This window comes from Citrobacter werkmanii (genome assembly GCF_008693645.1).
Classification (GTDB): Bacteria; Pseudomonadota; Gammaproteobacteria; order Enterobacterales; family Enterobacteriaceae; genus Citrobacter; species Citrobacter werkmanii.
The window spans coordinates 2,310,725-2,335,660 of record NZ_CP044101.1 but is presented as its reverse complement, the minus strand read 5'-3'; the positions used below and the strand labels follow the sequence as shown (position 1 = coordinate 2,335,660).

Genomic DNA, 24,936 nt, shown 5'->3' with positions numbered 1-24,936 from the left:
GTCTTCTTTTTTCAACGTCGGGCTATTCGATGAAACGTGTTTCTCAAATGACCGCGCTGGCACTGGCTTTAGGGCTCGCTTGCGCTTCTTCCTGGGCTGCTGAAACAGCACAGACGCTCACCCTCAACCAGTTACAGCAAAAGCAAGGCGCGGCGATCGATACCCGTCAGAGCGCTTTTTACAACGGCTGGCCACAAACGCTCAATGGTCCTTCCGGACACGAACCCTCCGCACTGAATCTGTCTGCCGCCTGGCTCGACAAAATGAATGATGAACAACTCAATGCCTGGGTGAAGGCGCATCAGCTAAAAACCGATGCGCCGGTGGCGTTGTATGGTAGCGATAGCGAGATGCAGACCGTTAAATCCCGCCTGCAGAAAGTCGGTTTTAGCCATATTTCAACCCTCAGCGACGCCCTTGCGGATCCTGCCCGCCTGCAACGTCTGCCGCACTTCGAACAACTGGTTTACCCGCAGTGGCTGCACGACCTGCAGCAGGGAAAAGAAGTGACCGCCAAACCATCGGGTGACTGGAAAGTGATTGAAGCCGCCTGGGGCGCGCCGAAGCTGTATCTGCTCAGTCATATTCCCGGTGCAGGATACATTGATACCAACGAAGTCGAGAGCGAACCACTGTGGAATAAAGTTTCCGACGCGCAACTCAAAGCCATGCTGGCAAAACATGGTATTCGCCACGACACCACGGTGATTTTATACGGTCGTGATGTCTATGCCGCCGCGCGCGTGGCGCAAATCATGTTGTATGCAGGCGTGAAAGATGTGCGTCTGCTCGACGGCGGGTGGCAAACCTGGTCAGATTCAGGTTTACCGGTGGAACGCGGAACGCCGCCGACGGTGAAAGCGGCTCCTGATTTTGGCGTTGCTATCCCTGCCCAACCACAACTGATGCTGAATACGGAACAGGCTCGCGGCCTGCTGCATCGCCAGGATGCGTCGCTGGTCAGCATCCGCTCGTGGCCTGAGTTTATTGGTACCACCAGCGGCTATAGCTACATCAAGCCAAAAGGTGAGATCGCAGGCGCACGCTGGGGCCACGCGGGGAGTGATTCCACGCATATGGAAGATTTCCATAACCCGGACGGCACCATGCGCAGCGCGGATGATATCGCCGCCATGTGGAAACAGTGGAATATCACGCCAGACCAGCAGGTTTCTTTCTACTGCGGCACCGGCTGGCGTGCTTCAGAAACGTTTATGTATGCCCGCGCGATGGGCTGGAAAAACGTCTCTGTTTACGACGGTGGCTGGTATGAGTGGAGCAGCAATCCGAAAAACCCGGTCGCCAGCGGTGAACGGGGTCCGGACAGCAGCAAGTAAAATGGTCACCATTGCCGGATAAGCGCATCCGGCAACACAAGACATTACGCCTGACGCTGAACCGCTTTCAGCGTCAGATATCCGCTCCAGATCCGAGTAAACGTCGTCATCCAGCACAGCGCGCCAAAGACCCACGCCAGCACGGCAAAAGATTCCGGGAACAAACAGCCCAAAACAAACAGCAAAATAGTCTCAGTGCCTTCGGTTAGCCCCCCGAGATAATAAAACGATTTATGCGCGTAGCCTGGGTTATCAATATCGTGTTTCGCTGCCAGGGCCGCGAAGGCGAGGAAGCTGCTGCCAGTGCCAATAAACGCAAACAACAGCCAGCCCCCAGCCAGTGCATTCTGAGCAGGTGCGGCAAGAATAAAACCAAACGGTACTAAGGCGTAAAACAGAAAATCGAGTGAGATATCGAGAAATCCTCCCGCGTCGGTTAGCCCTCTGCGCCGCGCCAGCGCCCCGTCCAGCCCGTCAAACAAGCGATTAAGCACAATGACCACCAGCGCCGCCAGATACCAGCCTAACGCCAGAAATGGCAGGGCCAACACGCCAATAGCAAAACCAACCAGCGTCAGGCCATCCGGGGTAATCGCAGGTTTATCAATAATGCCCACACAGCGATGCAACAGCGGTTTTAACCGTGGATGAAGATGACGGTCAAGCATGCGGGCGTCCTTTAAAACTGTCGCACAATCCTTGCGCAGGAATATCGAGGGCGGCATTAAAACGCGCCGAGAGATTTTGAAACGCAATCAGCGCGGTCATTTCAGTAATGACGTCATCGGTAAAATGCTGCTTCATTTGCGTTTTCAGCGCATCGTCTACCTGCGGTGGCGTGGCGGTCACCGCATCCGCATAGGCCAGCGCTATGCGCTCTTCTGCGTTAAACAGCGCTGATTCTTGCCAGTTGGCGACCTGCAAGACTTTATCCAGCGCGCCACAGCGTTCCGCCAGCCGTAAGCTGTTGGCATCAACACAGAAGGCGCAATGACATACCTGAGAAACGCGGGTCATTAACAATGCGCGCATCACCGGCGTTAAGCGCGCCTTTTTACGCTCCAGAAACCCGACAAACAGCGCCACCAGCCAGAACAGAAACGGCATCCGCCCCCACCAACGCGTGGGATGCAGCACATCGCCATAATGTTTTTTCTGCGTCGCGACGAGCGGTTGCAAACTGGAGGGAATACGCGTTAACGGACTTACCCACGAGTGAGGATCGTTCAACGATGACTCCTGAATACTTTAGATAACTCAAAGATAAATATAGTATGTCATTTTCTGCTGTTAGATCTTGATGAATATGATGAAAACCCTCGACGTGGTCGCCGCTATCATTGAACGTGATGGCAAAATTTTACTGGCTCAGCGTTCGCCGGATGCGGATCAGCCAGGCATGTGGGAATTTGCTGGCGGTAAAGTTGAGTCGGGCGAAAGTCAGCCTCAGGCTCTGGTGCGTGAACTGCGTGAAGAATTAGGCATCGACGCAGTCGTTGGGTGCTATATCGCCAGCCATCAACGTGAGGTTTCGGACCGGCTGATTCATTTACATGCCTGGCATGTACCGTCTTTTCAGGGAGAACTGAATGCGTATGAACACCAGGATATGGTCTGGTGTTCACCCGAAGAGGCGCGGCGTTATCCGCTGGCGCCTGCCGATATCCCGCTGTTAGAAGCCTTTATTCTTTTACGCGCCGCCAGACCAGCGGGTTCGTGCTGATCGTTTTATCATCGCGTTGGCACTGAAGCAGCACACCATCCGCTTTGATCACCGCCCCTTCGGAATAGTTTTGATCCTGATAAATACAGCACTGACTACAAGGCTGCGCTCGCTGCCCGCTGGAACTGAACACTTCCGGCGGCACATTCACCTGCACATCCGGGCGATACAGCTGATTTGCCAGCGTCGCGCTGGACACCAGTACCAACGCTCCTGCCATGATTAAACGGCGCATATTCTTTCCTTTGTGACTGACAGTTATGCTCAGTATAACGGTATAAATCGGCAGAAACTTTAGTCCCGCCCGTCATCGTTTTTGGTTATGACCCACGCCGCGATATTAATTTACTTAGCGGGGTTAATTTTTTCTTGCGTCCCGTCACGCTGCTGGTGGTATAGTCAAAAACTGCAAAACACTTAACACAAATATCAAAAATATAACCATATCAATACATAAGAGGTTTTTATATCTATGGATCAGACATGTTCTCTGGAGTCGTTTCTTAACCATGTACAAAAGCGCGACCCAAACCAAACCGAGTTCGCGCAAGCCGTTCGTGAAGTGATGACGACGCTGTGGCCCTTCCTTGAGCAAAACCCACGTTATCGCCAGATGTCGCTGCTGGAGCGTCTGGTTGAGCCGGAGCGCGTGATCCAGTTCCGCGTAGTCTGGCTCGACGATCGTAATCAGGTGCAGGTTAACCGTGCGTGGCGCGTGCAGTTTAGCTCCGCCATTGGCCCATACAAAGGCGGTATGCGTTTCCACCCTTCCGTAAACCTGTCGATCCTGAAATTCCTCGGTTTCGAGCAGACCTTTAAAAATGCCCTCACCACGCTGCCGATGGGTGGGGGTAAAGGCGGGAGTGACTTCGACCCGAAAGGTAAAAGCGAAGGTGAAGTGATGCGTTTCTGCCAGGCGCTGATGACCGAGCTGTTCCGCCATTTAGGTCCCGATACCGACGTTCCGGCGGGCGATATCGGCGTGGGTGGTCGTGAAGTCGGCTTTATGGCCGGGATGATGAAAAAACTGTCCAACAACAGCGCCTGCGTCTTTACCGGTAAAGGTCTCTCTTTCGGCGGCAGCCTGATCCGCCCGGAAGCGACCGGCTATGGCCTGGTGTACTTCACCGAAGCGATGCTTAAACGTCATGGCCTCAGCTTTGAAGGCATGCGCGTGGCGGTCTCTGGCTCCGGTAACGTTGCACAATTCGCCATTGAGAAAGCCATGGAATTTGGCGCCCGGGTGGTGACCGCTTCCGACTCCAGCGGCACAGTGGTCGACGAAAGTGGATTTACCAAAGAAAAACTGGCGCGTCTGTGCGCGATCAAAGACAGCCGTGACGGTCGCGTGGCGGATTACGCCCGGGAGTTTGGCCTGACCTATCTCGAAGGCAAGCAGCCGTGGTCGGTTCCGGTCGATATCGCCCTGCCGTGCGCCACCCAGAACGAACTTGATGTCGACGCGGCGCGCGTACTGATCGCCAACGGCGTGAAAGCTGTCGCCGAAGGGGCCAACATGCCGACCACCATCGAAGCCACCGACCTGTTCCTCGAAGCGGGCGTTCTGTTCGCGCCGGGTAAAGCCGCCAACGCCGGTGGCGTAGCGACCTCCGGTCTGGAAATGGCGCAAAACGCCGCACGTCTGGGCTGGAAAGCGGAGAAAGTGGACGCGCGCCTGCACCACATCATGCTGGATATTCACCATGCCTGCGTTGAATACGGCGGCGAAAGCAAACAAACCAACTACGTACGTGGCGCCAATATCGCGGGCTTCGTGAAGGTTGCCGACGCGATGCTGGGCCAGGGTGTGATTTAATATTGTCTCTGTAGAACCGTAGGCCGGATAAGGCACGGGTGCCGCATCCGGCAAAGCCTGATGGCGCTACGCTTATCAGGCCTACAGACTTACACGCCTGCCTCTTCGGATGGCGGGCTTTTTTTTGCCGGGCGTTTACGCGGCGCGCTCTTTTTCTTATCGCCACCACTGCCACCCGGCGCGACAATTCCCCGGAAGCGCCGTACCGGCGTACTGCGCGCCTGATCGATAAGCTGATACAGCGTTCCCACCAGCGGCTGCATGAAATCCTGATAACGACACTGTTTTTCGCTGATTTGGGTCAGAATAGATTCCCAGTGCGCGGTCATATCCGGACGCGTCGCCATTTCCGGCAGAGAGTGAAACAACGCTTTTCCGGCATCGGTCGAATGGATATAGCGCCCTTTTTTCACCAGGAATCCGCGTTTAAACAGCAGCTCGATAATCCCGGCGCGCGTCGCTTCCGTACCTAATCCATCCGTGGCGCGCAGGATCTTTTTCAGATCTTTATCCTGCACAAAGCGCGCAATCCCGGTCATCGCTGACAGCAACGTCGCATCGGTAAAATGGCGTGGCGGCTGAGTCTGACGTTCAACCACTTCGCCTTTTTCGCACAGCAATTCATCGTCTTTAGCCACCACCGGCAACGGCGTCCCGTCGTTATCTTCATCGCGCTCCTTATTGCCAAGCAGCGTGCGCCATCCGGCCTCCGCCAGAAAACGCGCTTTGGCGACAAACTTGCCTTTGGCAATATCCAGCTCAATAACGCACTTGCGGAATACCGCATCCGCACAAAACTGCATCAGATACTGGCGCGCAATCAGGTTGTAAATTTTCGCTTCGTTGTCATTCAGGTTGATGGACGAACTGCGCGCGGTAGGAATGATGGCGTGGTGGGCATCCACCTTTTTATCGTCCCAGCAGCGGTTTCGCGTATCGGGATCCACCGCGGGTTGCGGAAGCAGATCCGGCGCATGAACGCTAATTGCGTTCATTACCGCATGACGTCCGGCAAAATGTTCTTCCGGCAGATAACGGCTATCCGAACGCGGATAGGTAATCAATTTATGGGTTTCATACAGTTTCTGGCAGATATCCAGAACGTTCTGCGCGCTCAAACCAAAGCGTTTCGCCGCTTCAATCTGCAACGCCGACAGCGAAAACGGCAGCGGCGCGGATTCTGATTCCCGTTTATCGTTATAGCTGGTAACGAGCGCCGGCTGGCCGTTAATACGGTTCACCACGTGTTCGGCCAGCGTACGATTCAGCAAGCGCCCTTCTTCGTCCTGATACGGCTCACATGCTTCGCTGGGCTGCCAGATAGCGGTAAACCGCTCATCGGCGGGCGTCACGATATGCGCTTTCACTTCAAAGAAATCTTTGGCGACGAAGTTTTCAATCTCTTCATCGCGACGCACAACCAGGCCGAGCACCGGCGTCTGTACGCGCCCGACCGAGAGCACACCCTGATAGCCTGCGTTTCGCCCAAGAATGGTGTAAGCACGGGTCATATTGATGCCGTACAGCCAGTCTGCCCGCGCCCGCGCCAGGGCCGACACGCACAGCGGGATGAACTCACTGTTGGCCCGCAGTCGCTCAATAGCCCGTTCAACGGCCTGCGGGTTGAGGTCGTTAATCAGACAACGTTGCACCTGCTGGCGCTTTTCGGGAGCCAGTTGCAGGTAATCAAGCACTTCATCCACCAGCAGTTGTCCTTCACGATCGGGGTCTCCTGCGTGAATAACCTCGCTGGCTTCATGTAAAAAGCGCTTGATAACGTTGAGCTGTTTGGTCACCGAAGGACGTGGCTGCAGTTGCCACTTTTCCGGGACAATCGGCAGATCGACCAGACTCCAGCGCGCATAACGGCTGTCGTAGGCGTCTGGCTGCGCCTGTTCAAGCAGGTGACCAATACACCAGGTCACCACTTGTCCGTTTCCGCATTCAATAAAGCCGTCACCTTTGCGATGCGGCTTTGGCAGCACATCGGCGATAGCGCGCGCCAGACTCGGTTTTTCGGCAATAAACAACCGCATCGAGTTAACGGATCTCAACCATGGCGCGACCGCCACGAGCTTCCACTAACTCACCAATCGCAGTGAGATCGATACCAAACTGCGCCGCTGCCGCTTTCACTTCGGCCTCCGCTTGTGGCGTTACCGCCAGCAGCAAACCGCCGGAAGTTTGCGGATCGCAGAGCAGGTCGCGAACCGGCTGCGGCATTTCACCCATCAGGTGTCCGTAGCTGGCAAAGTTACGCTGGGTACCGCCCGGCACCGCGCCCTGCGCGATGTACTCTTCAACGCCAGGAAGCTTAGGAATATCCTGGTAAACAATCTGCGCCTGAATGCCTGCGCCCTGACACATCTCGCTCAGATGTCCCAGCAGACCAAAACCGGTAACGTCGGTCATGGCTTTCACGCCCTCGATATCGGCGAATGCCGCACCGGCAATGTTCATCCGACACATCACTTCCGTCGCCAGTCCAATGTGTTCGTCCTTCAGCAGCGATTTTTTCTCTGCGGTAGTCAGGACGCCAATGCCCAGAGGTTTGGTCAGGAACAGCCTGCATCCCGCCTCGGCGGTGCTGTTTTTCTTCACGCTTTCGGTCGGCACTACGCCGGTTACCGCAAGGCCGAAGATAGGCTCCGGGGCATCGATAGAGTGACCGCCCGCCAGCGCGATACCCGCCTGACGGCAGGCAAAGCGTCCGCCTTCGGTCACTTCACGGGCGATTTCCGGCGCCAACTTATCCAGCGGCCAGCCCAGAATAGCAATTGCCATAATCGGTTTGCCGCCCATAGCAAAAATATCGCTGATGGCGTTGGTGGCGGCAATACGGCCAAAATCAAACGGATTATCGACAATCGGCATAAAGAAATCGGTGGTGCTGATAACGCTGGTGCCATTACCCAAATCGTAGACAGCGGCGTCATCGCGGGTTTCATTACCCACGAGTAAGTTTGGATCAACGAACTTCGCCTGCTCGCTGTGCAGGATGGTTTCCAGCACTTTAGGGGAAATTTTACAACCGCAACCGGCTCCGTGGCTGTATTGCGTTAAACGAATAGCTTGCTCGCTCATGGACATCTCCTGTCATTGCAATTCGGATATGGTAGCGCTCATTCCATGATGTGGTAAGAGTGACTGTCTGAATTCAGGTGTCTTTGCTCATAATCCAGACAGTTTTGCCGTTGATATCAGAAATAACGAACAAAAGCGCTCGGATCGGCCAGGCTAATGGTCGTGGACGCTTTTAGCTGCGGCGTACCCAGATAGAGAAAACCGACGATCTTATCCTGCGGACGACAATCAAACGCTTCGCGAACTTCCGCGCTTTCTGTTAATGCGCCGCTACGCCAGATACCGCCAAAGCCCTGAGCAACAGCGGCCATCTGCATGGCCATTACCGCGCAACCGGCAGACATTTCCTGTTCCCACAGCGGAACCTTGTCGTTTTCTTCACATTTCGCGACGACGGTAATGATCAGCGGGGCGCGAAACGGCGCCGTCCGCGCTTTTTCCTGAGCTTTCTCGTCGCTGCCTGCGGCAATAGCGCCTTTTTCAAGCACGGCGCTAAAGCGCTCGCGCCCTTCGCCCTCAATGACAAAGAACTGCCACGGTTGCAGCGTTTTGTGGTCTGGCGCGCGCATTCCCGCCCGCAGAATGTTTTGCAGTTGCTCTCCCGCCGGTGCCGGTTCGACAAGACGAGAAGCGCTACGACGGGTGATGAGTAATTCGAGTGCATCCATTTGTTTAACTCCAACAATGAGATTTATTCACAAAATTAACACGTGAGCGGATTTTGTTACAGCACAGGCGGTGATTCCTGCTGACAAGTGCCCGTTGGGTCATTACGATAGCCACATCTTAACGCCTTTTTCGGGATAACCGGGTGGCGTGTTGTTAATCGGTAGGGAGAATACATGCGAACCCTGTGGCGATTTATTGCCGGATTTTTTAAATGGACATGGCGATTACTCAATTTCGTCCGTGAATTTGTGCTTAACCTGTTCTTTATCTTCTTGGTGCTGGTTGGCGTGGGGATCTGGATGCAGGTCAGTAGCAGCAACACCAGTGAACATGCTGAACGTGGCGCGCTGCTGTTGGATATCTCGGGCGTGATTGTCGACAAGCCTTCAAGCACCAGTCGCTTGAGCGCCATTGGTCGTCAACTGTTTGGCGCCAGTTCTGACCGACTGCAGGAAAACTCCCTGTTTGATATCGTGAATACCATTCGCCAGGCGAAAGATGACCGCAACATCACCGGCATCGTGATGGATTTGAAAAACTTTGCCGGGGCCGATCAGCCGTCCATGCAGTACATCGGTAAAGCGCTGCGGGAATTCCGCGACAGCGGCAAACCGGTCTTTGCCGTGGGCGATAACTTCAGCCAGGGGCAATATTACCTCGCCAGTTTTGCCAACAAAATTTACCTTTCTCCGCAGGGTTCCGTTGATCTGCACGGTTTTGCCACTAACGGTCTGTACTACAAGTCCCTGCTGGATAAACTGAAAGTCTCAACGCACGTGTTCCGCGTCGGTACCTATAAGTCTGCGGTAGAACCCTTCATCCGCGATGATATGTCCCCTGCCGCGCGCGAGGCCGATAGCCGCTGGATCGGCGAGCTGTGGCAGAACTATCTCGATACGGTAGCCGCAAACCGTCAGATCCCAGCCCAACAGGTGTTCCCCGGCGCGCAAGCGATGCTGGACGGTTTGACAAAAGTCGAGGGCGATACCGCAAAATACGCGCTCGACAACAAACTGGTGGATGCACTCGCCTCCAGCGCTGAAGTCGAAAAAATGCTGACCAAACAGTTCGGCTGGAGCAAAGCGGATAAAAACTTCCGCGCCGTCAGCTACTACGATTATTCGCTGAAAACCCCGGCGGATACCGGAGAGAGCATTGGCGTCATCTTCGCGAATGGCGCGATTATGGACGGTGAAGAAACCCCAGGGAATGTGGGCGGCGACACCACTGCCGCACAAATCCGCGAAGCGCGTCTTGATCCGAAGGTGAAAGCCATTGTTCTGCGAGTGAACAGTCCTGGCGGCAGCGTCAGCGCCTCCGAAGTGATCCGCGCTGAACTGGCTGCGGCCAAAGCGGCGGGCAAACCGGTCGTCGTGTCAATGGGCGGTATGGCGGCATCAGGCGGTTACTGGATCTCCACGCCAGCCAGTTACATTGTGGCTAACCCCAGCACACTGACCGGTTCAATCGGGATCTTTGGCGTGATCAACACCGTGGAAAACAGTCTGGACTCCATTGGCGTACATACCGACGGCGTAGCCACCTCTCCGCTGGCGGACATTTCCATCACTAAAGCGTTACCGCCTGAAGTACAGCAAATGATGCAACTGAGCATCGAGAACGGCTATAAGCGCTTTATCACGCTGGTCGCGAATGCACGTAAGACAACGCCAGAGCAGATTGACAAAATCGCTCAGGGCCACGTCTGGACCGGCCAGGATGCGAAAGCCAACGGTCTGGTCGACAGTCTGGGGGATTTTGACGACGCCGTCGCGAAAGCGGCTGAACTGGCCAAACTGAAACAATGGCACATTGAGTATTACCAGGACGAACCCACATTCGTGGATATGGTCATGGACAGTATGTCAGGTTCGGTTCGCGCCATGCTGCCCGCCGCCATTCAGGCAATGCTTCCGGCTCCGCTGGCTTCAGCGGCAAGTACGGTAAAAGCTGAAAGCGATAAGCTGGCCGCGTTTAACGATCCGCAAAACCGCTATGCGTTTTGCCTGACCTGCGCCAACGTTCGTTAACCGTCAAATGCTGCCCCGGATGGGGCAGCATTGATTCGGGTATTCCGACAATCCCCAGGCGTACAGCCAAATTCCCGACTAAACATGCGAATAAAGTGCGCGCAGTCGCTAAACCCCAGACGCAGCGCAATCTCCGTTACGCTCTCTCCAGAATTTATCAGCAGCCAATGGGCATAACGCAATCGGGCGCTACGGATAAACTCCCCCGGCGACTGAGAAAACTCAGCATTAAACAACCGGGTCAACTGCCGTGGACTCAGATTGACTTCTGCGGCAAGCCATTGGGTGGAGATAGGTTTAACCAACCCTTTCTCAATCAAAAATACGGCCTTACGTAAGCGGCTATCGCTCACATGCGTAAAGCCTATCGCTCTGGAAACCGCCACGGAAGTGCCGTCTATTCGGTTAGGCACTGACATCTGGAAAATGGCTTTTGTCGCTCTGTCGGGGCCACAGTGTCGGCGAATAAGCTCCGTCGCCAGTCCGATCGTTGAGATACCGCCTGGGCAAGTCAGTATCCCCTTTTCTTCATGGAAATCGACGCCGGTTCGGGCGGTCAACAGAGGAAATTGCGTCTTAAAATCGTTCAGATGCCAAGGATGAACCGCCGCAGTTAATCCCTGTAGAAAACCCTCCTGCGCCAGAACAAAGCTGCCCGTACAAACACCGACCAGCGGGATATTCCGCTGATGGGCAAGATGCAGATAACGCCGCGCGGCAGGGTCCGCTTTTGCCATACTGCGCAATAGCCCACCGATCACCACGATATAATCGAACTGCTCCGGGGTAACGAATGCGCTATCCGGCATCATCGCCATGCCCGAACTGCTTAAAACAGGCTGTTCTGGCGTAGCGCTCACCAAACGCCAGGAACAGCGGATCTTCTGGCTGTCATCCCCCATATCCGCCGCGTGACGCAGCGCATCCGTCAACCCCGCCAGTGCCAGTAAAGGAAATTCAGGCCATAGTACAATCCCGACATTTAATTGCGGCCTGAGGGGCATCGCTGTCTGGTTCGCATCAATGGCGGTGATAATATCGCGATCCGCTTTTCCACCTGGGGGCAACGCAATGTTGTTTTTCTTCACTTCAGGCTCCGGTTTAAACCCGGGCGATGGCGCAAAATTGCCCGGGACGGTAATGACACACAAAGCAATCCTGTCAGTATCAACAGCGCCCCTACGATAAACGCAGGCTGTAGCGATTCTCCCAGAAACATCACGCCGGCGATAATCCCCATCGCAGGCGTCATCAGAACCAGCGTTCCCAGCGAAGCAACATGATAATTACGCAGCAGAGTAAACCAGATTAGATAGCTTGAAAATGCGACGACCAGCGTCTGGAAAGTCAGACTAGCCATCAATGTCGAGCTCATATGTATCGTCGTTTCACCCAGCATCAAACCAATAAGCAATAACACAATACCGGTGATAGCGAGTTGATAAAACAACGTACACGATGAAGGAATGGTAGCAAGACGACTGCAGCGAATCACGACGCTGGACGTTCCCCAGACAATGCCCGCAAACAGCCCGCACAAATCGCCTGCCAGACTCCACTGCGTATTCCCGTCATGCGCAACCCACATCACGGCGACGGCAATCCCGAAAAAAGCGATGCCCAACCCGCACCACTGCAGGCGGCTCAGGCGTTCCTCAGGCAAAATAATATGTAACCCGACAGCGGAAAACAATGGCGCGGTGTACAGATAAAGCGCCATATGAGAGGCAGTCGTCAGCGTTATTCCGACAGAAACCAACACGAACTCAAGCGCAAAAAGCAGCCCAACGATAGTACCCATTCTGGCAATACTGCGCTCACGCAGGCGGCCAAATATATTATCCCGGCGGTGAAAAAGCAGTCCAATCAGCAGCGCGGCGATTGCAGAACGCAACCCCACCTGAAGAAACGGCGACATATCATCAGCCGCGGATTTAATCGCAACCTGTTGACTGCCCCAGACACCGCAAATCACCACCATCAGCAAAATAGCGGCATTATCAATTCTCTTTCTGATCATTTCTCGATCCGTAAAAGTACGCGTAAAAGAAGGTCGATACTGTAGGACTGAGGGGGGAGAACCACACTGTATAATCGGGACAACGCACTGAACGTAAATGACATATTGATCAGACAACCGGTATGCGTCATTTGCGCTGTCTTTTTTCAGGAGGGACTTTATACTGCGCCTGTTCATGCACAACTTAATCTGTGACGCCCATGCAAAAGAAATCGATTTACGTTGCCTATACCGGCGGTACCATTGGTATGCAGCGCTCAGAACAGGGTTATATCCCCGTTTCTGGTCATCTTCAGCGCCAGCTGGCATTGATGCCAGAATTCCACCGCCCTGAGATGCCAGACTTCACCATCCATGAATACGATCCGCTGATGGATTCTTCCGATATGACGCCGGAAGACTGGCAGCATATTGCGGAAGACATTAAATCGCACTATGACGATTACGATGGTTTTGTCATTCTCCACGGCACCGACACCATGGCGTTTACCGCTTCGGCGCTCTCTTTCATGCTGGAGAATCTCGGCAAGCCGGTGATTGTGACAGGGTCACAAATACCACTGGCAGAATTACGCTCAGACGGACAAATTAATTTGCTGAATGCGCTCTACGTTGCAGCGAATTATCCGATTAACGAAGTGACCCTGTTCTTCAATAATCGACTGTTTCGCGGCAACCGTACTACCAAAGCGCATGCCGATGGTTTTGACGCCTTTGCCTCACCCAATCTTTCCCCTCTACTGGAAGCGGGTATCCATATCCGTCGACTGGGAACACCACCTGCGCCACACGGTACGGGCGAACTGATTGTTCACCCTATCACGCCACAACCGATTGGCGTGGTGACTATTTATCCTGGGATTTCTGCCGATGTGGTACGCAACTTCTTGCGCCAGCCGGTTAAAGCGTTAATTTTACGCTCTTACGGCGTGGGCAATGCGCCGCAAAATAAAGAGTTTCTGCAAGAGCTTGAAGATGCCAGCTCACGCGGCATCGTGGTGGTTAACCTTACGCAGTGTATGTCCGGCAAGGTGAACATGGGGGGTTACGCGACGGGGAACGCGCTGGCGCATGCTGGCGTTATCGGCGGTGCGGATATGACGGTCGAAGCAACGCTCACCAAACTGCACTATTTGCTGAGTCAGGGGCTGGACACGCAGAGCATTCGTCAAGCAATGTCGCAAAACCTGCGTGGCGAGCTCACGCCAGACGAATAAAGGAGTCAATGCCCATGGCCCGAGCCTTACTGTTGGTCGATTTACAGAACGACTTTTGTGCCGGCGGCGCCCTCGCCGTCCCGCAAGGCGACAGCACCATCGATATTGCTAACCGCCTGATCGACTGGTGCGCCCCACGCGGCGACACCGTCGTCGCCAGTCTGGACTGGCATCCGGCTAATCATGGTAGTTTTGCCAGCCAGCACCAGGTTGAACCTTACAGTCAGGGGCAACTGGACGGCCTGGCGCAGACGTTCTGGCCCGACCATTGCGTGCAAAACAGCGAAGGGGCAGCCCTGCATCCTTTGCTGAACCAGCGTGCGATTGCTCAAACCTTCACTAAGGGCGAAAACCCGCTGGTCGACAGTTATAGTGCGTTTTTTGATAATGGTCGTCGTCAGGCAACCGCACTGAACGCATGGCTGCTCGAACATCGCGTTGCCGAGCTCATCATCATGGGGCTGGCGACCGATTATTGCGTAAAATTTACCGTTCTGGATGCGCTCGATCTGGGTTACGCCGTCAGCGTCATTACCGACGGTTGTCGTGGCGTCAATATTTCCCCCCAGGACAGTGCAAACGCCTTTATGGAAATGGCGGCGGCGGGTGCGACGTTGTATACGCTGGATGACTGGCTGGAAACCCAACCGTAAGCGGCGCCGACAGGATCGCTCCTGTCGGCACGTTATTTCAGGCCAGGGTTGAAATCTCTTCCAGAGAAACTTTGCGTGTTTCGATGCCAAAGCACAACAGAATCAGTGCGCAGAGCACCAGCATAACGCCCAGCACGATAAAGACAGTGGTCGAGCCGTAGCGTGTCAACAGAATAGCGACGCCATAAGGCGTAAACACCGCGACAATCCTGCCCACCGCATTCACAAAACCCGATCCTCGCAATCTCAGATGTGTCGGCCACAACTCCGGGACATATACCGCAGAGGCAAAGCAAACATACATATACAGAAAAAAGATCATCACCAACCCGTAGCTCAAAATGGCCCACTCTTCGGTTTGAATCGAATAGAAATATCCGAGCAGCGCGATAATAACGAGTAAGAATGAACCAAACAGCCTCCGTGGAAAACGATCGATAATCATCGCGGCAATAAATATTCCAACGGGCGCGCCAATCATAATTATCGCGGTCATAAAGATAGACTTCGTCACATCGATTCCCGAATTAACAAAAATCGTTGGGATCCATACTGTGATGGTATAGAGCGAAATATTCATCGCGATAAGCACAGTGATCGCCACCAGCGTACAGCGCAACATCGGCCCCTTGAACAGTAGCCAAAATGAACCACTTTCCACGCCAGAGTGCACCGCCAGGCACTGGCTCTGACAGGAGGGTAAGGTGATATTTTTCTCTGTCTCAATCTGCGACTCCACCAGTATCAGGTGTTTTTCAGCTTCACTTCTCTGTCCCTTACCAGCCAGCCAACGGGGAGATTCGATAAAGTACTTTCCGGACAGATACCAGGCCAACAGCATTGTCGCGCCACCGAGCAGAAACATCACCCGCCAGCTTAACCAGGCAATAACCACGACGCCAACAGCCGCGGACAGCATCGGCGACCAGTTACCAACAAATGACAGGCGGGCAGACCACTTTCCACGTACCGCAGGCGGAATAAATTCGGTAAATGAAGCATAGCCCACCATAATCAGCGCCCCCATTCCGATCCCCATCAGGCAACGGAAAAAAATAAGCCAGTACATGTTGGGCACAAACGTTGCCGCGCAAGCAGAGACCCCAACAATCAGCAAATTAATGCGGAATGCCTTGCGTCGACCGAGATAATCACCAATAAAGCCCCCGGTTAGCGAACCGACAAAATAGCCAAACATCAGCGCCGAGGTAAATGCTGCGTTGAGATAATTGTTAGACCAACCAGTACTGACTAATTTTGCCAATACCACATTCCCGGAATAACTGAGGAAACCGGTGACTAATAAACTAAAACTAATAATGCCAAAAATACGAAAATGAAATCGCGATAAGGGTAAACGATCTAATCTTGCACCGATAGGGTCACATTGTTCCATCTGGATGCCTCAAATTCAACTAAACAGAAAGTATGGCGATCGCGGCAGTGGTAATTTTGCCGCGCCATCCATCATCATTAGATTTTTATGGCATTATCCAGGTGCAAACTAAAATAATATCGACACGAGTAACGTTAAAATTAATAAACGAGTTGAATATTATTCTCTTTACAAAACGCAATCCACTCTGCACCCGGTGCCTTATTGGTTATAAGGTAGTTAATATGGCTAAAGTCCACGAGCTGGACGAAAGCTTTACGATCAAACTTTGAGTGATCAACCAACAGGGCCACCTCAGTCGCCTGGCGGATCATGGTTTTTTTGATTTCCGCTTCTGCTTCGTTAGAGTCAAGCGCCCCACTTTGCATATCCAGACCTTTGCAGCTCATCACCATAATATCAACATGATAGCGACTAATGATCTCCTTGGTGATCCTTCCCTGCAACGACAACGTATTCTTATTCAGTTCGCCGCCAGTAGAAACGACGTTAATTTCTGACTGCGCCAGTTCATGAAATGCTTCAGCCGAGTTGGTTAGCAGCGTCAGATCGTTTCTTTCCTTTAACAGCTTTAATAATTCCATCGCCGTACTGCTGGAGTCAGCGGCCATTGTGGTCTTATTTTTAATAAACGGTAATGCATTACGAGCAATGATCTGCTTCTCTTCAAAAAAAGACTTTGCACGTTTATAAAAATGAATATTGTCAGACAACGCGGTGGTATTAAGTACCGCACCACCATATGTTCGGGTCAAAAAACCTTCATCTTCCAGCTTCTCGAGATCGCGGCGAATTGTTTCCTCAGTTACCTGAAAGATGGAGCTTAAATTAGATACCGACACTTTCTTATCATTAGCCACCATTTGCTTAATGGCCTGAATCCTGTCTTTTGCCGCCACAATGACACCTCTGTTTCCTGCAAAGTAATAATAAGACCCTAGTATCTCACAGGCTATGTTTATTTTCAAAAGAACATGTCTGAATCACAGATTTAGTACTCTTTTACACAGAAACAGAGGTCATTGCCAGCTGGGTTATTTTATATCCAACGCTTCTGCCATTTGTCTCATCAATGATGAATCGCCATCAGTCAGGGCAACGGTCAGCGCCTCGACGTTTTCGCGAACCTGTTCAGGCGCGGTCGCTCCGCTCAGTAAGGTGATTAAATCGCTTTGCTTCAAAATCCACGCCAACGCCAGCGCGGGGATCGTACAACGGTATTTTTCACACAATGGCCGCCATTGCTCGAGCATATCAATCACCCGCAGCATATTTTCCCGTTGGAACCAGACTTTGTTGGCCCGTGCGCCGCCAGGAATATAATCCCGCGCGATTGTTCCAGTCAGTAAACCCTGTTCGAGCGGTGAATAAACCTGCACGACGATGCCATGCTGCTGACATAACGGCAGCAATTCAGCTTCCAGTCCGCGATCAAGGATGCTGTACTTGGCCTGCACGATATCCAATTGGCCGTGTTTAAGATACTCCCTGATATGCCCTGCATCCACGTTGGCGGCACCGATAGATCGAATCTTACCTTCTTTCTTAAGTGCGTTCAGTGTGTCTACGGTTTCCGCAATCGGCGTAAAACAGGGTTCGACCGACTGCCAGTGGGTCATATAAATATCAATGCTTTCTATACCCAACCTTTGCAAACTGGCATCGACCTCTTCACGAATCGACTCGGGCGTGAGGTTTTTATACAACTGGCGATCGCCCACTTTGTTAAAAAGGCTGCCTGTCCGCTCCCAGACAATGCCGCATTTAGTTTCAACCACGATATCATTACGCGGTAACTTTTTCAGCGCCTGCCCAACAATGACTTCACTATTACCAAAGTTGTAGCCTGGAGCGGTATCAATCAGATTAATACCGCAGCGATGCGCCTCGACAATGGTATCGATACAAACCTGCAGATCGAGATCGCCGTTCCATGCCGGACCGCCACCAATGGCCCATGTCCCTAATCCCATGCGGGAAAGCATAATATCCGTACTGCCTAAAGGAATCTTTTTCATCTGCCGTTATTACCCTTCATATTCATCAAGAAGTTGTTCAACCAGCTTTCTGTTTTTTACGCCCGTTGTGGCGCCCACGCTCAGTACCGATATTGCTGCCGTTGCGTTAGCAAACAGTGCGCACTCGCGCAGCGACTTGCCTTCAAGTAACGCGGAGATAAATCCCGAGGCAAAATTATCTCCCGCGCCGATGGTGTCGATAGCGGTAATTCCTGAAACCGCCGGCACCTCCATTTTCATATCGGTACGCTTGATAAAGCAGCCTCTTTTACCGGTCTTAATCACTACCGTTTTTACGCCACAGCTCAGGAAACTGTCGGCAATTTCATCCAGCGTCTCTTTGCCGGTAAGCTGTTTTGCCTCCTCAAAATTAGGAAACAGATAGTCTACGTAGCTCAAAGCCTGGCGAATATCGTTCAGCGTTTCATTAAGTCGTGGCTTAATCATATCGGCACAAATAATTAACCGATGTGCTTTCGCCTGAGTGAAGATCGTCGTTAATGCTTCGCCGTCGAGTAGCGGGCTGTTAAAAATACTCGCCAGCGACAGCAGCTTTGCCTGAGAGAAGCGGTCAAAATCAACATCGTTTATATTCAGCTTCCACAGGCTACCATTGCGGTTGGTGACAAAGGTGCGTTCGCCATCAGCTGTAACCAAACCCACGTTAATAGAAGTATCAATATCCGCATCCTGTTTCAGACTTTGAATATCAATGTTCTCCCGACGACAGTGGTCGAGAATAAAATGACCTGCCGCATCATCCCCTACCCGACTAATTAACGCAGTACGATGCCCAAGGCGAGAAATAATAGTCGCTTCATTAATCGCGTCGCCCCCGGTGGTCATGGTAATACGTTCTAACGGATAAGAATCTACATCAAAGATATTTTTACTCACTGGCTGTAAGGGGATATCAACAATTGCAGCCCCTATACAAATAACCTCGATATTATTCATATTATCATTCCGCTTTACCGTAAGAGCCAAACAGTTTGATTTTTTCCAACGCTCGCTCTTTTACTGCTTTACGAACTTCACGTTCAACATGCAGGAATGGCTGGTTCTGGTTCTCCTGCACCGCCACCATTGCAGCCTGACACAGTTCGGTATGAATATTGATTTTAGAGATGCCTAATGAGATGGCTTTTTTAATATCCGCATCGCTAATGCCGGATGCCCCGTGCAGCACCAGCGGAACAGAAACCGCTCGGCGTACGCGCTCAACCACCTCGAAATTGAGTTTCGGCTCGGAGGTATATACGCCATGCTGGTTGCCAATCGCCACCGCCAGAGAGTCACAGCCGGTACGCTCGACAAATTCCGCCGCCTGGCTCGGGTCGGTATAGTGATAACCCGCCAGCGCCTCTTCGTAGACCGTCTCATTGCCCACGTGGCCCAGCTCCGCTTCGACCGGAATGCCTAACGGATGAAAGAAGTCCACAGCCTCTTTGGTCAGACGAATATTCTCTTCAAAATCAAAGGCGGAGGCATCGCGCATCAGAGAGTTCATGCCATGAACCCAGGCGTTGTGAATAATCTCCATGCTACGTCCGTGATCCCAATGAGTAATAACCGGTACCGAGGCCTTTTTCGCCATCGAAACCATCATGTGCGAAAAATCTTCAAACGAGGTATTCCCCACAAATCCGGTGCCAAAAGAGATAATTACCGGCGATTTAGCCTCTTCTGCCGCATCAATGACCCCCATTAGCATTTCCGCATTCCACACGTTAAAGTGAGCAATCGCATAATGTTTATTCTGAGCATCGTTTTCCCAATATTTAATATCTGCCAGCATGGTGTTTCTCCCTATTTAAATTAATGGTTAATTTTAATAACGCCTTTAATAATCTCGCGTTTGTTATTGACGGATTCGTCAAACGCGCGCTGAACATCTGCATAATCATAAATATGCGTCACCATCGACTTCACATCGAAACGCCCGGAGGAGATGGCTTCAATGGTGACCGGGTAGCGATTGGCATAGCGGAAAACAGTTTGTATTGATACTTCACGATTAATTTTGAGGAAGTTAATCGCTGAATCGCCAGGCACCGTGCCCACGATCATGATTTTCCCACCGCGCATTACCAGATATGGCGCCTGCTTAACCGTGATGGCCGAACCGGCAGTTTCGAAAACAATGTCAGCCCCCATATCGCCGGAAAACTGTTGGCAGCAGGCAACGGTGTCCTCCTTCGCACCGTTAATCACGACCGTCGCGCCAAGCTGCCCGGCCATCGCCAGACGTTTATCCAGGACATCAACAACAGCGATGTCGGTAGCCCCCAAACATTTACAGGCTTGCAGGGTCATTAAACCAATACAGCCAGCCCCCAGAATGACGATTTTCTTGCCCGGCTTAACGTCCGCCAGCATTGCGGCATGCATCCCTACCGCCGCAGGCTCTACCAGAGCGCCTTCCATGGTGTCCATATTGTCCGGCAGCTTGTAAGTAAAGCTTTCCGGGTGGCACAGATAGTACGTTAGCGCACCGCGATAATTTGGCTGTGTGGCCATAAAATCGACGTCAGGACAGATGTTGTATTTCCCTTCCAGACAGTAGCGGCAGTGGCCACACGGCACGCCGGGTTCAATGTTGACCCGGTCGCCCGGTTTAAATTTACTAACGCGACTTCCCACTGCCACCACCGTACCGGCGCATTCATGCCCAAGACCTATTTCCTGATTGGGATCTTTCGGCGGAATAAAGGGGCCCGATTCAAAACCGTGAACATCTGAACCGCAAATACCAACATATTCAACTTTAATTAGCACTTCATGCTCTTTAGGTACCGGAATATCGGCGGCAATGATTTTCATCGTGCCCGGCGTTTTTAATATCGCTTTTGAATTTTTCATTTTATTTCCCGTCAATATTATTTGCTGGTAACGGCATCAATACCGAGACTCTCGACAGAGACGCCTTTTGTTTCAATTCCAATAGTGGCAATAGCAACAGCGACAATAATTGAGACTGCGCCCAGCAGTACAAATACGCCCGTCACGCCATAACTATTAAGTAATACAGCGACCGCATAAGGCGCGGCGATACCGCTGATACGCCCTATCGCGTTAGCAAGCCCAGACCCGCGCAGCTTCGCTTCAGTCGGCCATATCTCTGGAACATATACCGCGGAGGCATAGCAAACGTACATATACACAAAGGTAATCAGGAAGAAACCAATTAATGTGATTAGCAACATGCTGGTTTGCAGCGAATAGATATAACCCAGCACGGCAATTAACACTAATAACCCCACCCCCATCGTTTTCCTCGGAATTTTATCCATTACCAGCATGGCGATGAAAATCCCAAACGGCGCACCGAACATACTCATGGTATTTAAGACTATGGAGTCTTTCAGATTAATCCCCTGAGTCATAAATATTGTCGGTAACCAGTTAATTAAGGTGTACTGCACAACGTTCATGGCAATCAGAACAAAGGAGCCCAGAATCACCCGCTTTAATAAAACTCCCGTTAATAAGGCGGAGTACGGCACTGAACGCGGTTGTTTGTCATCATCTTCTGTCACGACCGGCGGTAGTGGCTTACCTGTCTGTCGAATGACACCGTCTTCAATGGCCTGCATCACCTGTTCAGCTTCCTGATAGCGTCCGCGAGACTCCAGCCAGCGGGGCGACTCCGGGAAACTGCGCCATGCAATAACGGTTGCAATGAGCGACAGCACAGCCGGAATCAACAACTGTACGCGCCAGTTCCATTCCGCGCTGATCAGTGGTGTTAACCCCATCGCAATCAGTGAACAGAGCGGATAAGACCAGTTGCCGATAAACGAGACCCGACTGGACCAGGTGCCACGATTCCGTCCTGGCATATATTCGGTAAACCCGGCAAAAAGGGTTACCAGCAACGCGCCTAAACCCACCCCCATAACAAAACGACAGGCGATCAGAAAGGTCATATTGGGTGAAAACGCGCCAATTACCATGGAAATAATATGAATCGCTTCATACAGGATAAACGCGTTTTTACGCCCGGTTTTATCACCGATAATTCCGCCACCCAGCGCACCAAGAAACATACCCGCCGTAGTAATGGCGGAAAACGTGGCGGTGGTAGAATTATCGGTCCAACCAAGTTCTTTTAGCTGCGCGAGAATTAATCCGCCAACGGCATTACTCCAGCAAACCAGTAATCCGAAGGCTACCATAGCGAACATCGACGTATGCCAGCGGCAGTCAGGCAGCCTGTCCAGCCTGGCGCCGCAGTGCGGTTTTGCAATCTGTTCCATGCGATAACGTCCCTTTAATAAACATGTTATTCATCAAAGTCGTAAGTCATGATGACTTTAATCGCGGTTTTATCGACCATGGCGTCAAAACCTTCGCGCCATTGCGATAAGCCGATACGGTGAGTGATCATCGGTTTGACTTTAATCGCACCGCTCGCAAGCAGACGAATGGCGTTACGCCAGGAAGTGGAGTCGTAAGCCATATGACCAATAATGCTTTTGTTCCACGCGGTAATATCATTAATGGAGAAGTCGAGTGGTTTGAAACCCATCCCTACGCGGACAACTTCACCGTTGGGACGCAGCATTTCAATAGCTTGTTTCAGGGCAATATTGGCGCCGGAACATTCGATAACTAATCCCAGATTGTCTTTGCCGCAGATTTCCTGACAACGGGCGACCACATCTTCGTTCGAACCGTTGACGACCGCCGTCGCCCCCAACTCTTTGGCGATAGGAAAGCGCACCGCGACATCCTCTTCCAGCCCGACCATGACGATATTAACGGCCCCCATAATGCGTGCCATTTGCACGGAAAAGAGACCTAGCGGGCCAGTACCGAAAACCACCACGTCCTGACCTGGGAGAAATTTGGACTGTTGGGCGATAGATTTGTAGGCATTACAGATGGGGTCCAGGACTGCCGCCTCTTCATAATCAACACCAGGCGGGATTTCCCACAGCGCATGGCGGTGAATTTTGAGGATTTCCCCAGGAACCAGACAATATTTCGAAAACCCACCGCCCCAGGTATTGTTGTCCAGGCCTAAATTCACCTTTTCTGTACAACAAAGAAAATCACCTTGTTCGCAGGCAGGACAGACACCGCAAACGTGCCCGCTGTTGTCAGAAACCACGCGCTGACCCACTTTCCAGTCCTTAACCTTGTCGCCGACCTGGACAATTCGACCGGCAAATTCGTGACCACGAATCGAATTAAACTGGTCGGAACCACTGTCAACGTTATAGTGCTTCATATCTGCGCCACAGATAGCAGCTGCCCTGATTTCAATCACAACGTCATCCGGACCACATACCGGCTCCGGAACATCAATCATCTTGTAGCCACCAAAGGCCTTGCCAAATCTTGCCAGTGCTTTCATTGAATTTTCCTTTGTGTTTAGTTTTGCATCAGTGGTCATCATACTTATCCATGTAATTTTTGAGGTCAACACAAAATCTTTAAAACACAGATTAAGATCTGCATTTCACAACTCAGATCACAAATAAGTGCAAAGATGTACTGAAACCTACAGAAACGTGGAGGCCGCTTCGCCTGTACGCCGTGAACCCCTTCGCATTTTTTCTGTTATGAAACGGTTAATCTGTAAGAGCTGTTTTTTTCGCCACGCCTTTCCGTGGCGTGTTTACTTGTTTAAATGTCAAAGAGGAACACCGATGAAACTATTGCCTTTGTTGGCAGCATTCCCCCTGCTCTGCGCCAGCGTTGTTTCCGCCAATTCACTGATGTCAGTTGGCTACTTTAATGGCGGTGGCGATGTCACTGCCGGTCCAGGCGGCGATATCAATAAACTGGATGTGCGCCAGATAACCCACCTCAACTATTCGTTTGGTCTTGTCTACAACAACGAGAAAGACGAAACCAATGACGCCCTAAAAGACGCCAGCAAGCTGCATCAGATTTGGCTTTCAGAGAAAGTGCAGGCTGATTTGCAGAAAATCCCGGAGCTGCGTAAGCAGAATCCGAATCTGAAAGTTCTGCTTTCTGTCGGGGGTTGGGGGGCGCGTGGATTCTCAGGCGCGGCAGCAACGAAAGAAACACGAGCGGTATTCATTCAGTCTGCGCAGGAAATTATTGAGAAATACGGTCTGGATGGCATCGACCTCGACTGGGAATATCCGGTCAATGGCGCATGGGGACTGGTCGAAAGCCAACCAACCGATCGCGCTAACTTTACCGCGCTGTTAAAAGAACTGCGGGCAGCATTAGGGCATAAAAAGCTACTGACCATTGCCGTGGGCGCGAATGCGGAAAGTCCGAAAAGCTGGGTGGATGTAAAAGCCATTGCGCCATCACTCGACTACATCAATTTGATGACATATGACATGGCCTACGGCACTCAATATTTCAACTCCAACCTGTATGATTCGACGAAATGGCCGACCGTCGCCGCCGCAGATAAGTACAGTGCGGATTTTGTGGTCAATAACTATCTCGCCGCCGGGTTAAAGCCGAGCCAGATGAATCTGGGTATTGGTTTTTATGGACGCGTACCAAAACGCGCCGTTGAACCGGGAATTGACTGGAGCAAACCTGACGCGCAGAAGAACCCTGCCACCCAGCCCTATTTCGAAGCAGCACAAATTGCGTTGTTCAAATCACTGGGCGTCGATCTGAGCAAAGATACCTATGTGAAGTACAACGATATCGTGGCGAAGCTGATCAACGATCCGCAGAAGCGCTTTAGCCAGCATTGGGATGATGAGGCGAAAGTACCGTGGCTGTCGGTACAGTCAGCAGACGGGAATGCGCTCTTTGCCCTCTCCTATGAAAACCCGCGCTCGGTGGCGATCAAAGCCGACTACATCAAGAGTAAGGGGCTGGGAGGCGCCATGTTCTGGGAATACGGTGCGGATGACAACAATCAACTGGCTAAACAGTTGGCTGATTCATTGGGCATCAAACACTGATCCCAACGCCTGACACAATAGGTTATGATTACCGAATTCCGCTGCGCCAGCCTTTGGCGCAG

At 52.1% G+C, this 24,936-nt stretch carries 23 protein-coding genes; 7 read left to right on the top strand and 16 right to left on the bottom strand.

Annotated elements, in window-relative coordinates; translation table 11 throughout:
- Positions 1-29 precede the first annotated feature (29 nt).
- Positions 30-1,337 (top strand): sulfurtransferase, encoded by a 1,308-nt coding sequence (locus tag FOB24_RS11865; RefSeq protein ID WP_150344958.1) that lies wholly within the window; start codon positions 30-32, stop codon positions 1,335-1,337.
- Positions 1,338-1,381: 44 nt separating this feature from the next.
- On the opposite strand, the gene FOB24_RS11860 is transcribed toward FOB24_RS11865, so the two are convergent.
- Positions 1,382-2,005: a CDP-alcohol phosphatidyltransferase family protein gene (locus FOB24_RS11860; protein ID WP_069324283.1), complete on the bottom strand. Its 624-nt coding sequence runs from the start codon at positions 2,003-2,005 to the stop codon at positions 1,382-1,384.
- Complete coding sequence (locus FOB24_RS11855) at positions 1,998-2,567, bottom strand: carboxymuconolactone decarboxylase family protein (protein WP_069324284.1); 570 nt, start codon at positions 2,565-2,567, stop codon at positions 1,998-2,000. Before FOB24_RS11855 ends, FOB24_RS11860 begins: the two co-directional genes overlap by 8 nt.
- A 79-nt stretch (positions 2,568-2,646) precedes the next feature.
- On the opposite strand from FOB24_RS11855, the gene FOB24_RS11850 reads away from it, so the two are divergent.
- On the top strand, positions 2,647-3,060 hold the full coding sequence (locus FOB24_RS11850) for a pyrimidine (deoxy)nucleoside triphosphate diphosphatase (protein ID WP_190971857.1): 414 nt from the start codon (positions 2,647-2,649) through the stop codon (positions 3,058-3,060).
- Here FOB24_RS11850 and FOB24_RS11845 read toward each other — a convergent pair.
- Positions 3,020-3,280, bottom strand: a complete 261-nt coding sequence (locus FOB24_RS11845) for a YnjH family protein (protein WP_170973239.1) — start codon at positions 3,278-3,280, stop codon at positions 3,020-3,022. The two genes, FOB24_RS11850 and FOB24_RS11845, sit on opposite strands and share 41 nt — an antisense overlap.
- A gap of 252 nt (positions 3,281-3,532) precedes the next feature.
- Between FOB24_RS11845 and gdhA the strand changes: the two genes are divergently transcribed.
- Positions 3,533-4,876, top strand: a complete 1,344-nt coding sequence (gdhA, locus tag FOB24_RS11840; RefSeq protein WP_038640089.1) for an NADP-specific glutamate dehydrogenase — start codon at positions 3,533-3,535, stop codon at positions 4,874-4,876.
- 89 nt (positions 4,877-4,965) lie between these two features.
- Here the strand turns inward: gdhA and topB are convergent, their stop codons facing one another.
- The 3 genes from topB to FOB24_RS11825 form a co-directional block, all read right to left on the bottom strand.
- Positions 4,966-6,912, bottom strand: a complete 1,947-nt coding sequence (topB, locus tag FOB24_RS11835; protein ID WP_137347313.1) for a DNA topoisomerase III — start codon at positions 6,910-6,912, stop codon at positions 4,966-4,968.
- A 4-nt stretch (positions 6,913-6,916) separates the two neighbouring features.
- Complete coding sequence (gene selD, locus FOB24_RS11830) at positions 6,917-7,960, bottom strand: selenide, water dikinase SelD (RefSeq protein ID WP_150344956.1); 1,044 nt, start codon at positions 7,958-7,960, stop codon at positions 6,917-6,919.
- A 116-nt stretch (positions 7,961-8,076) separates the two neighbouring features.
- A complete protein-coding gene (locus FOB24_RS11825) occupies positions 8,077-8,628 on the bottom strand; it encodes an NAD(P)H nitroreductase (RefSeq protein ID WP_038640085.1) in 552 nt (183 codons plus the stop codon).
- A 174-nt stretch (positions 8,629-8,802) separates the two neighbouring features.
- Between FOB24_RS11825 and sppA the strand changes: the two genes are divergently transcribed.
- On the top strand, positions 8,803-10,659 hold the full coding sequence (gene sppA, locus FOB24_RS11820) for a signal peptide peptidase SppA (protein WP_087856720.1): 1,857 nt from the start codon (positions 8,803-8,805) through the stop codon (positions 10,657-10,659).
- On the opposite strand, the gene FOB24_RS11815 is transcribed toward sppA, so the two are convergent.
- Together FOB24_RS11815 and FOB24_RS11810 are read right to left on the bottom strand one after the other, a co-directional pair.
- The gene (locus FOB24_RS11815) at positions 10,656-11,747 is read right to left on the bottom strand and encodes a GlxA family transcriptional regulator (protein ID WP_150344955.1); all 1,092 of its coding nucleotides are present in this window, start codon (positions 11,745-11,747) and stop codon (positions 10,656-10,658) included. The genes sppA and FOB24_RS11815 overlap by 4 nt on opposite strands.
- Positions 11,744-12,679 (bottom strand): DMT family transporter, encoded by a 936-nt coding sequence (locus FOB24_RS11810; RefSeq protein WP_223851242.1) that lies wholly within the window; start codon positions 12,677-12,679, stop codon positions 11,744-11,746. Before FOB24_RS11810 ends, FOB24_RS11815 begins: the two co-directional genes overlap by 4 nt.
- A 200-nt stretch (positions 12,680-12,879) precedes the next feature.
- Between FOB24_RS11810 and ansA the strand changes: the two genes are divergently transcribed.
- Positions 12,880-13,896 carry an asparaginase gene (gene ansA / locus FOB24_RS11805; protein ID WP_038640081.1) on the top strand — a complete coding sequence of 339 codons (1,017 nt, stop codon included), beginning with the start codon at positions 12,880-12,882 and terminating at the stop codon, positions 13,894-13,896.
- A 14-nt stretch (positions 13,897-13,910) separates the two neighbouring features.
- Positions 13,911-14,549, top strand: coding sequence for a bifunctional nicotinamidase/pyrazinamidase (gene pncA / locus FOB24_RS11800; protein WP_369708910.1), 639 nt, complete (start codon positions 13,911-13,913; stop codon positions 14,547-14,549).
- 37 nt (positions 14,550-14,586) lie between these two features.
- Here the strand turns inward: pncA and FOB24_RS11795 are convergent, their stop codons facing one another.
- The 8 genes from FOB24_RS11795 to FOB24_RS11760 all read right to left on the bottom strand — a co-directional run bounded on the left by FOB24_RS11795 (position 14,587) and on the right by FOB24_RS11760 (position 23,325).
- Positions 14,587-15,945 (bottom strand): MFS transporter, encoded by a 1,359-nt coding sequence (locus tag FOB24_RS11795; RefSeq protein WP_069324290.1) that lies wholly within the window; start codon positions 15,943-15,945, stop codon positions 14,587-14,589.
- 140 nt (positions 15,946-16,085) lie between these two features.
- Positions 16,086-16,844 carry a DeoR/GlpR family DNA-binding transcription regulator gene (locus tag FOB24_RS11790; RefSeq protein ID WP_150344954.1) on the bottom strand — a complete coding sequence of 253 codons (759 nt, stop codon included), beginning with the start codon at positions 16,842-16,844 and terminating at the stop codon, positions 16,086-16,088.
- A gap of 135 nt (positions 16,845-16,979) precedes the next feature.
- Positions 16,980-17,963 carry an NADH-dependent methylglyoxal reductase gene (ydjG, locus tag FOB24_RS11785; RefSeq protein WP_150344953.1) on the bottom strand — a complete coding sequence of 328 codons (984 nt, stop codon included), beginning with the start codon at positions 17,961-17,963 and terminating at the stop codon, positions 16,980-16,982.
- 9 nt (positions 17,964-17,972) lie between these two features.
- The gene (locus tag FOB24_RS11780) at positions 17,973-18,920 is read right to left on the bottom strand and encodes a carbohydrate kinase family protein (RefSeq protein WP_150344952.1); all 948 of its coding nucleotides are present in this window, start codon (positions 18,918-18,920) and stop codon (positions 17,973-17,975) included.
- A 4-nt stretch (positions 18,921-18,924) separates the two neighbouring features.
- On the bottom strand, positions 18,925-19,761 hold the full coding sequence (locus tag FOB24_RS11775; protein WP_150344951.1) for a ketose-bisphosphate aldolase: 837 nt from the start codon (positions 19,759-19,761) through the stop codon (positions 18,925-18,927).
- 20 nt (positions 19,762-19,781) lie between these two features.
- On the bottom strand, positions 19,782-20,825 hold the full coding sequence (locus FOB24_RS11770; RefSeq protein ID WP_069324293.1) for an NAD(P)-dependent alcohol dehydrogenase: 1,044 nt from the start codon (positions 20,823-20,825) through the stop codon (positions 19,782-19,784).
- A 17-nt stretch (positions 20,826-20,842) separates the two neighbouring features.
- Positions 20,843-22,222 (bottom strand): MFS transporter, encoded by a 1,380-nt coding sequence (locus FOB24_RS11765; protein WP_150344950.1) that lies wholly within the window; start codon positions 22,220-22,222, stop codon positions 20,843-20,845.
- A 26-nt stretch (positions 22,223-22,248) separates the two neighbouring features.
- A complete protein-coding gene (locus FOB24_RS11760) occupies positions 22,249-23,325 on the bottom strand; it encodes a zinc-binding dehydrogenase (protein WP_085049517.1) in 1,077 nt (358 codons plus the stop codon).
- Between the two features lie 295 nt (positions 23,326-23,620).
- Here FOB24_RS11760 and FOB24_RS11755 point away from each other — a divergent pair, with 295 nt between their 5' ends.
- The gene (locus FOB24_RS11755; RefSeq protein WP_150344949.1) at positions 23,621-24,874 is read left to right on the top strand and encodes a glycoside hydrolase family 18 protein; all 1,254 of its coding nucleotides are present in this window, start codon (positions 23,621-23,623) and stop codon (positions 24,872-24,874) included.
- The last annotated feature ends 62 nt before the right edge of the window (positions 24,875-24,936 follow it).

Coding starts and splice junctions, on each gene's coding strand:
- FOB24_RS11865 (WP_150344958.1), top strand. CDS start 30: ATGAAACGTGTTTCTCAAATGACCGCGCTGGCACTGGCTTTAGGGCTC.
- FOB24_RS11860 (WP_069324283.1), bottom strand. CDS start 2,005: ATGCTTGACCGTCATCTTCATCCACGGTTAAAACCGCTGTTGCATCGC.
- FOB24_RS11850 (WP_190971857.1), top strand. CDS start 2,647: ATGAAAACCCTCGACGTGGTCGCCGCTATCATTGAACGTGATGGCAAA.
- FOB24_RS11845 (WP_170973239.1), bottom strand. CDS start 3,280: ATGGCAGGAGCGTTGGTACTGGTGTCCAGCGCGACGCTGGCAAATCAG.
- gdhA (WP_038640089.1), top strand. CDS start 3,533: ATGGATCAGACATGTTCTCTGGAGTCGTTTCTTAACCATGTACAAAAG.
- topB (WP_137347313.1), bottom strand. CDS start 6,912: ATGCGGTTGTTTATTGCCGAAAAACCGAGTCTGGCGCGCGCTATCGCC.
- selD (WP_150344956.1), bottom strand. CDS start 7,960: ATGAGCGAGCAAGCTATTCGTTTAACGCAATACAGCCACGGAGCCGGT.
- FOB24_RS11825 (WP_038640085.1), bottom strand. CDS start 8,628: ATGGATGCACTCGAATTACTCATCACCCGTCGTAGCGCTTCTCGTCTT.
- sppA (WP_087856720.1), top strand. CDS start 8,803: ATGCGAACCCTGTGGCGATTTATTGCCGGATTTTTTAAATGGACATGG.
- FOB24_RS11810 (WP_223851242.1), bottom strand. CDS start 12,679: ATGATCAGAAAGAGAATTGATAATGCCGCTATTTTGCTGATGGTGGTG.
- ansA (WP_038640081.1), top strand. CDS start 12,880: ATGCAAAAGAAATCGATTTACGTTGCCTATACCGGCGGTACCATTGGT.
- pncA (WP_369708910.1), top strand. CDS start 13,911: ATGGCCCGAGCCTTACTGTTGGTCGATTTACAGAACGACTTTTGTGCC.
- FOB24_RS11795 (WP_069324290.1), bottom strand. CDS start 15,945: ATGGAACAATGTGACCCTATCGGTGCAAGATTAGATCGTTTACCCTTA.
- ydjG (WP_150344953.1), bottom strand. CDS start 17,963: ATGAAAAAGATTCCTTTAGGCAGTACGGATATTATGCTTTCCCGCATG.
- FOB24_RS11780 (WP_150344952.1), bottom strand. CDS start 18,920: ATGAATAATATCGAGGTTATTTGTATAGGGGCTGCAATTGTTGATATC.
- FOB24_RS11775 (WP_150344951.1), bottom strand. CDS start 19,761: ATGCTGGCAGATATTAAATATTGGGAAAACGATGCTCAGAATAAACAT.
- FOB24_RS11770 (WP_069324293.1), bottom strand. CDS start 20,825: ATGAAAAATTCAAAAGCGATATTAAAAACGCCGGGCACGATGAAAATC.
- FOB24_RS11765 (WP_150344950.1), bottom strand. CDS start 22,222: ATGGAACAGATTGCAAAACCGCACTGCGGCGCCAGGCTGGACAGGCTG.
- FOB24_RS11760 (WP_085049517.1), bottom strand. CDS start 23,325: ATGAAAGCACTGGCAAGATTTGGCAAGGCCTTTGGTGGCTACAAGATG.
- FOB24_RS11755 (WP_150344949.1), top strand. CDS start 23,621: ATGAAACTATTGCCTTTGTTGGCAGCATTCCCCCTGCTCTGCGCCAGC.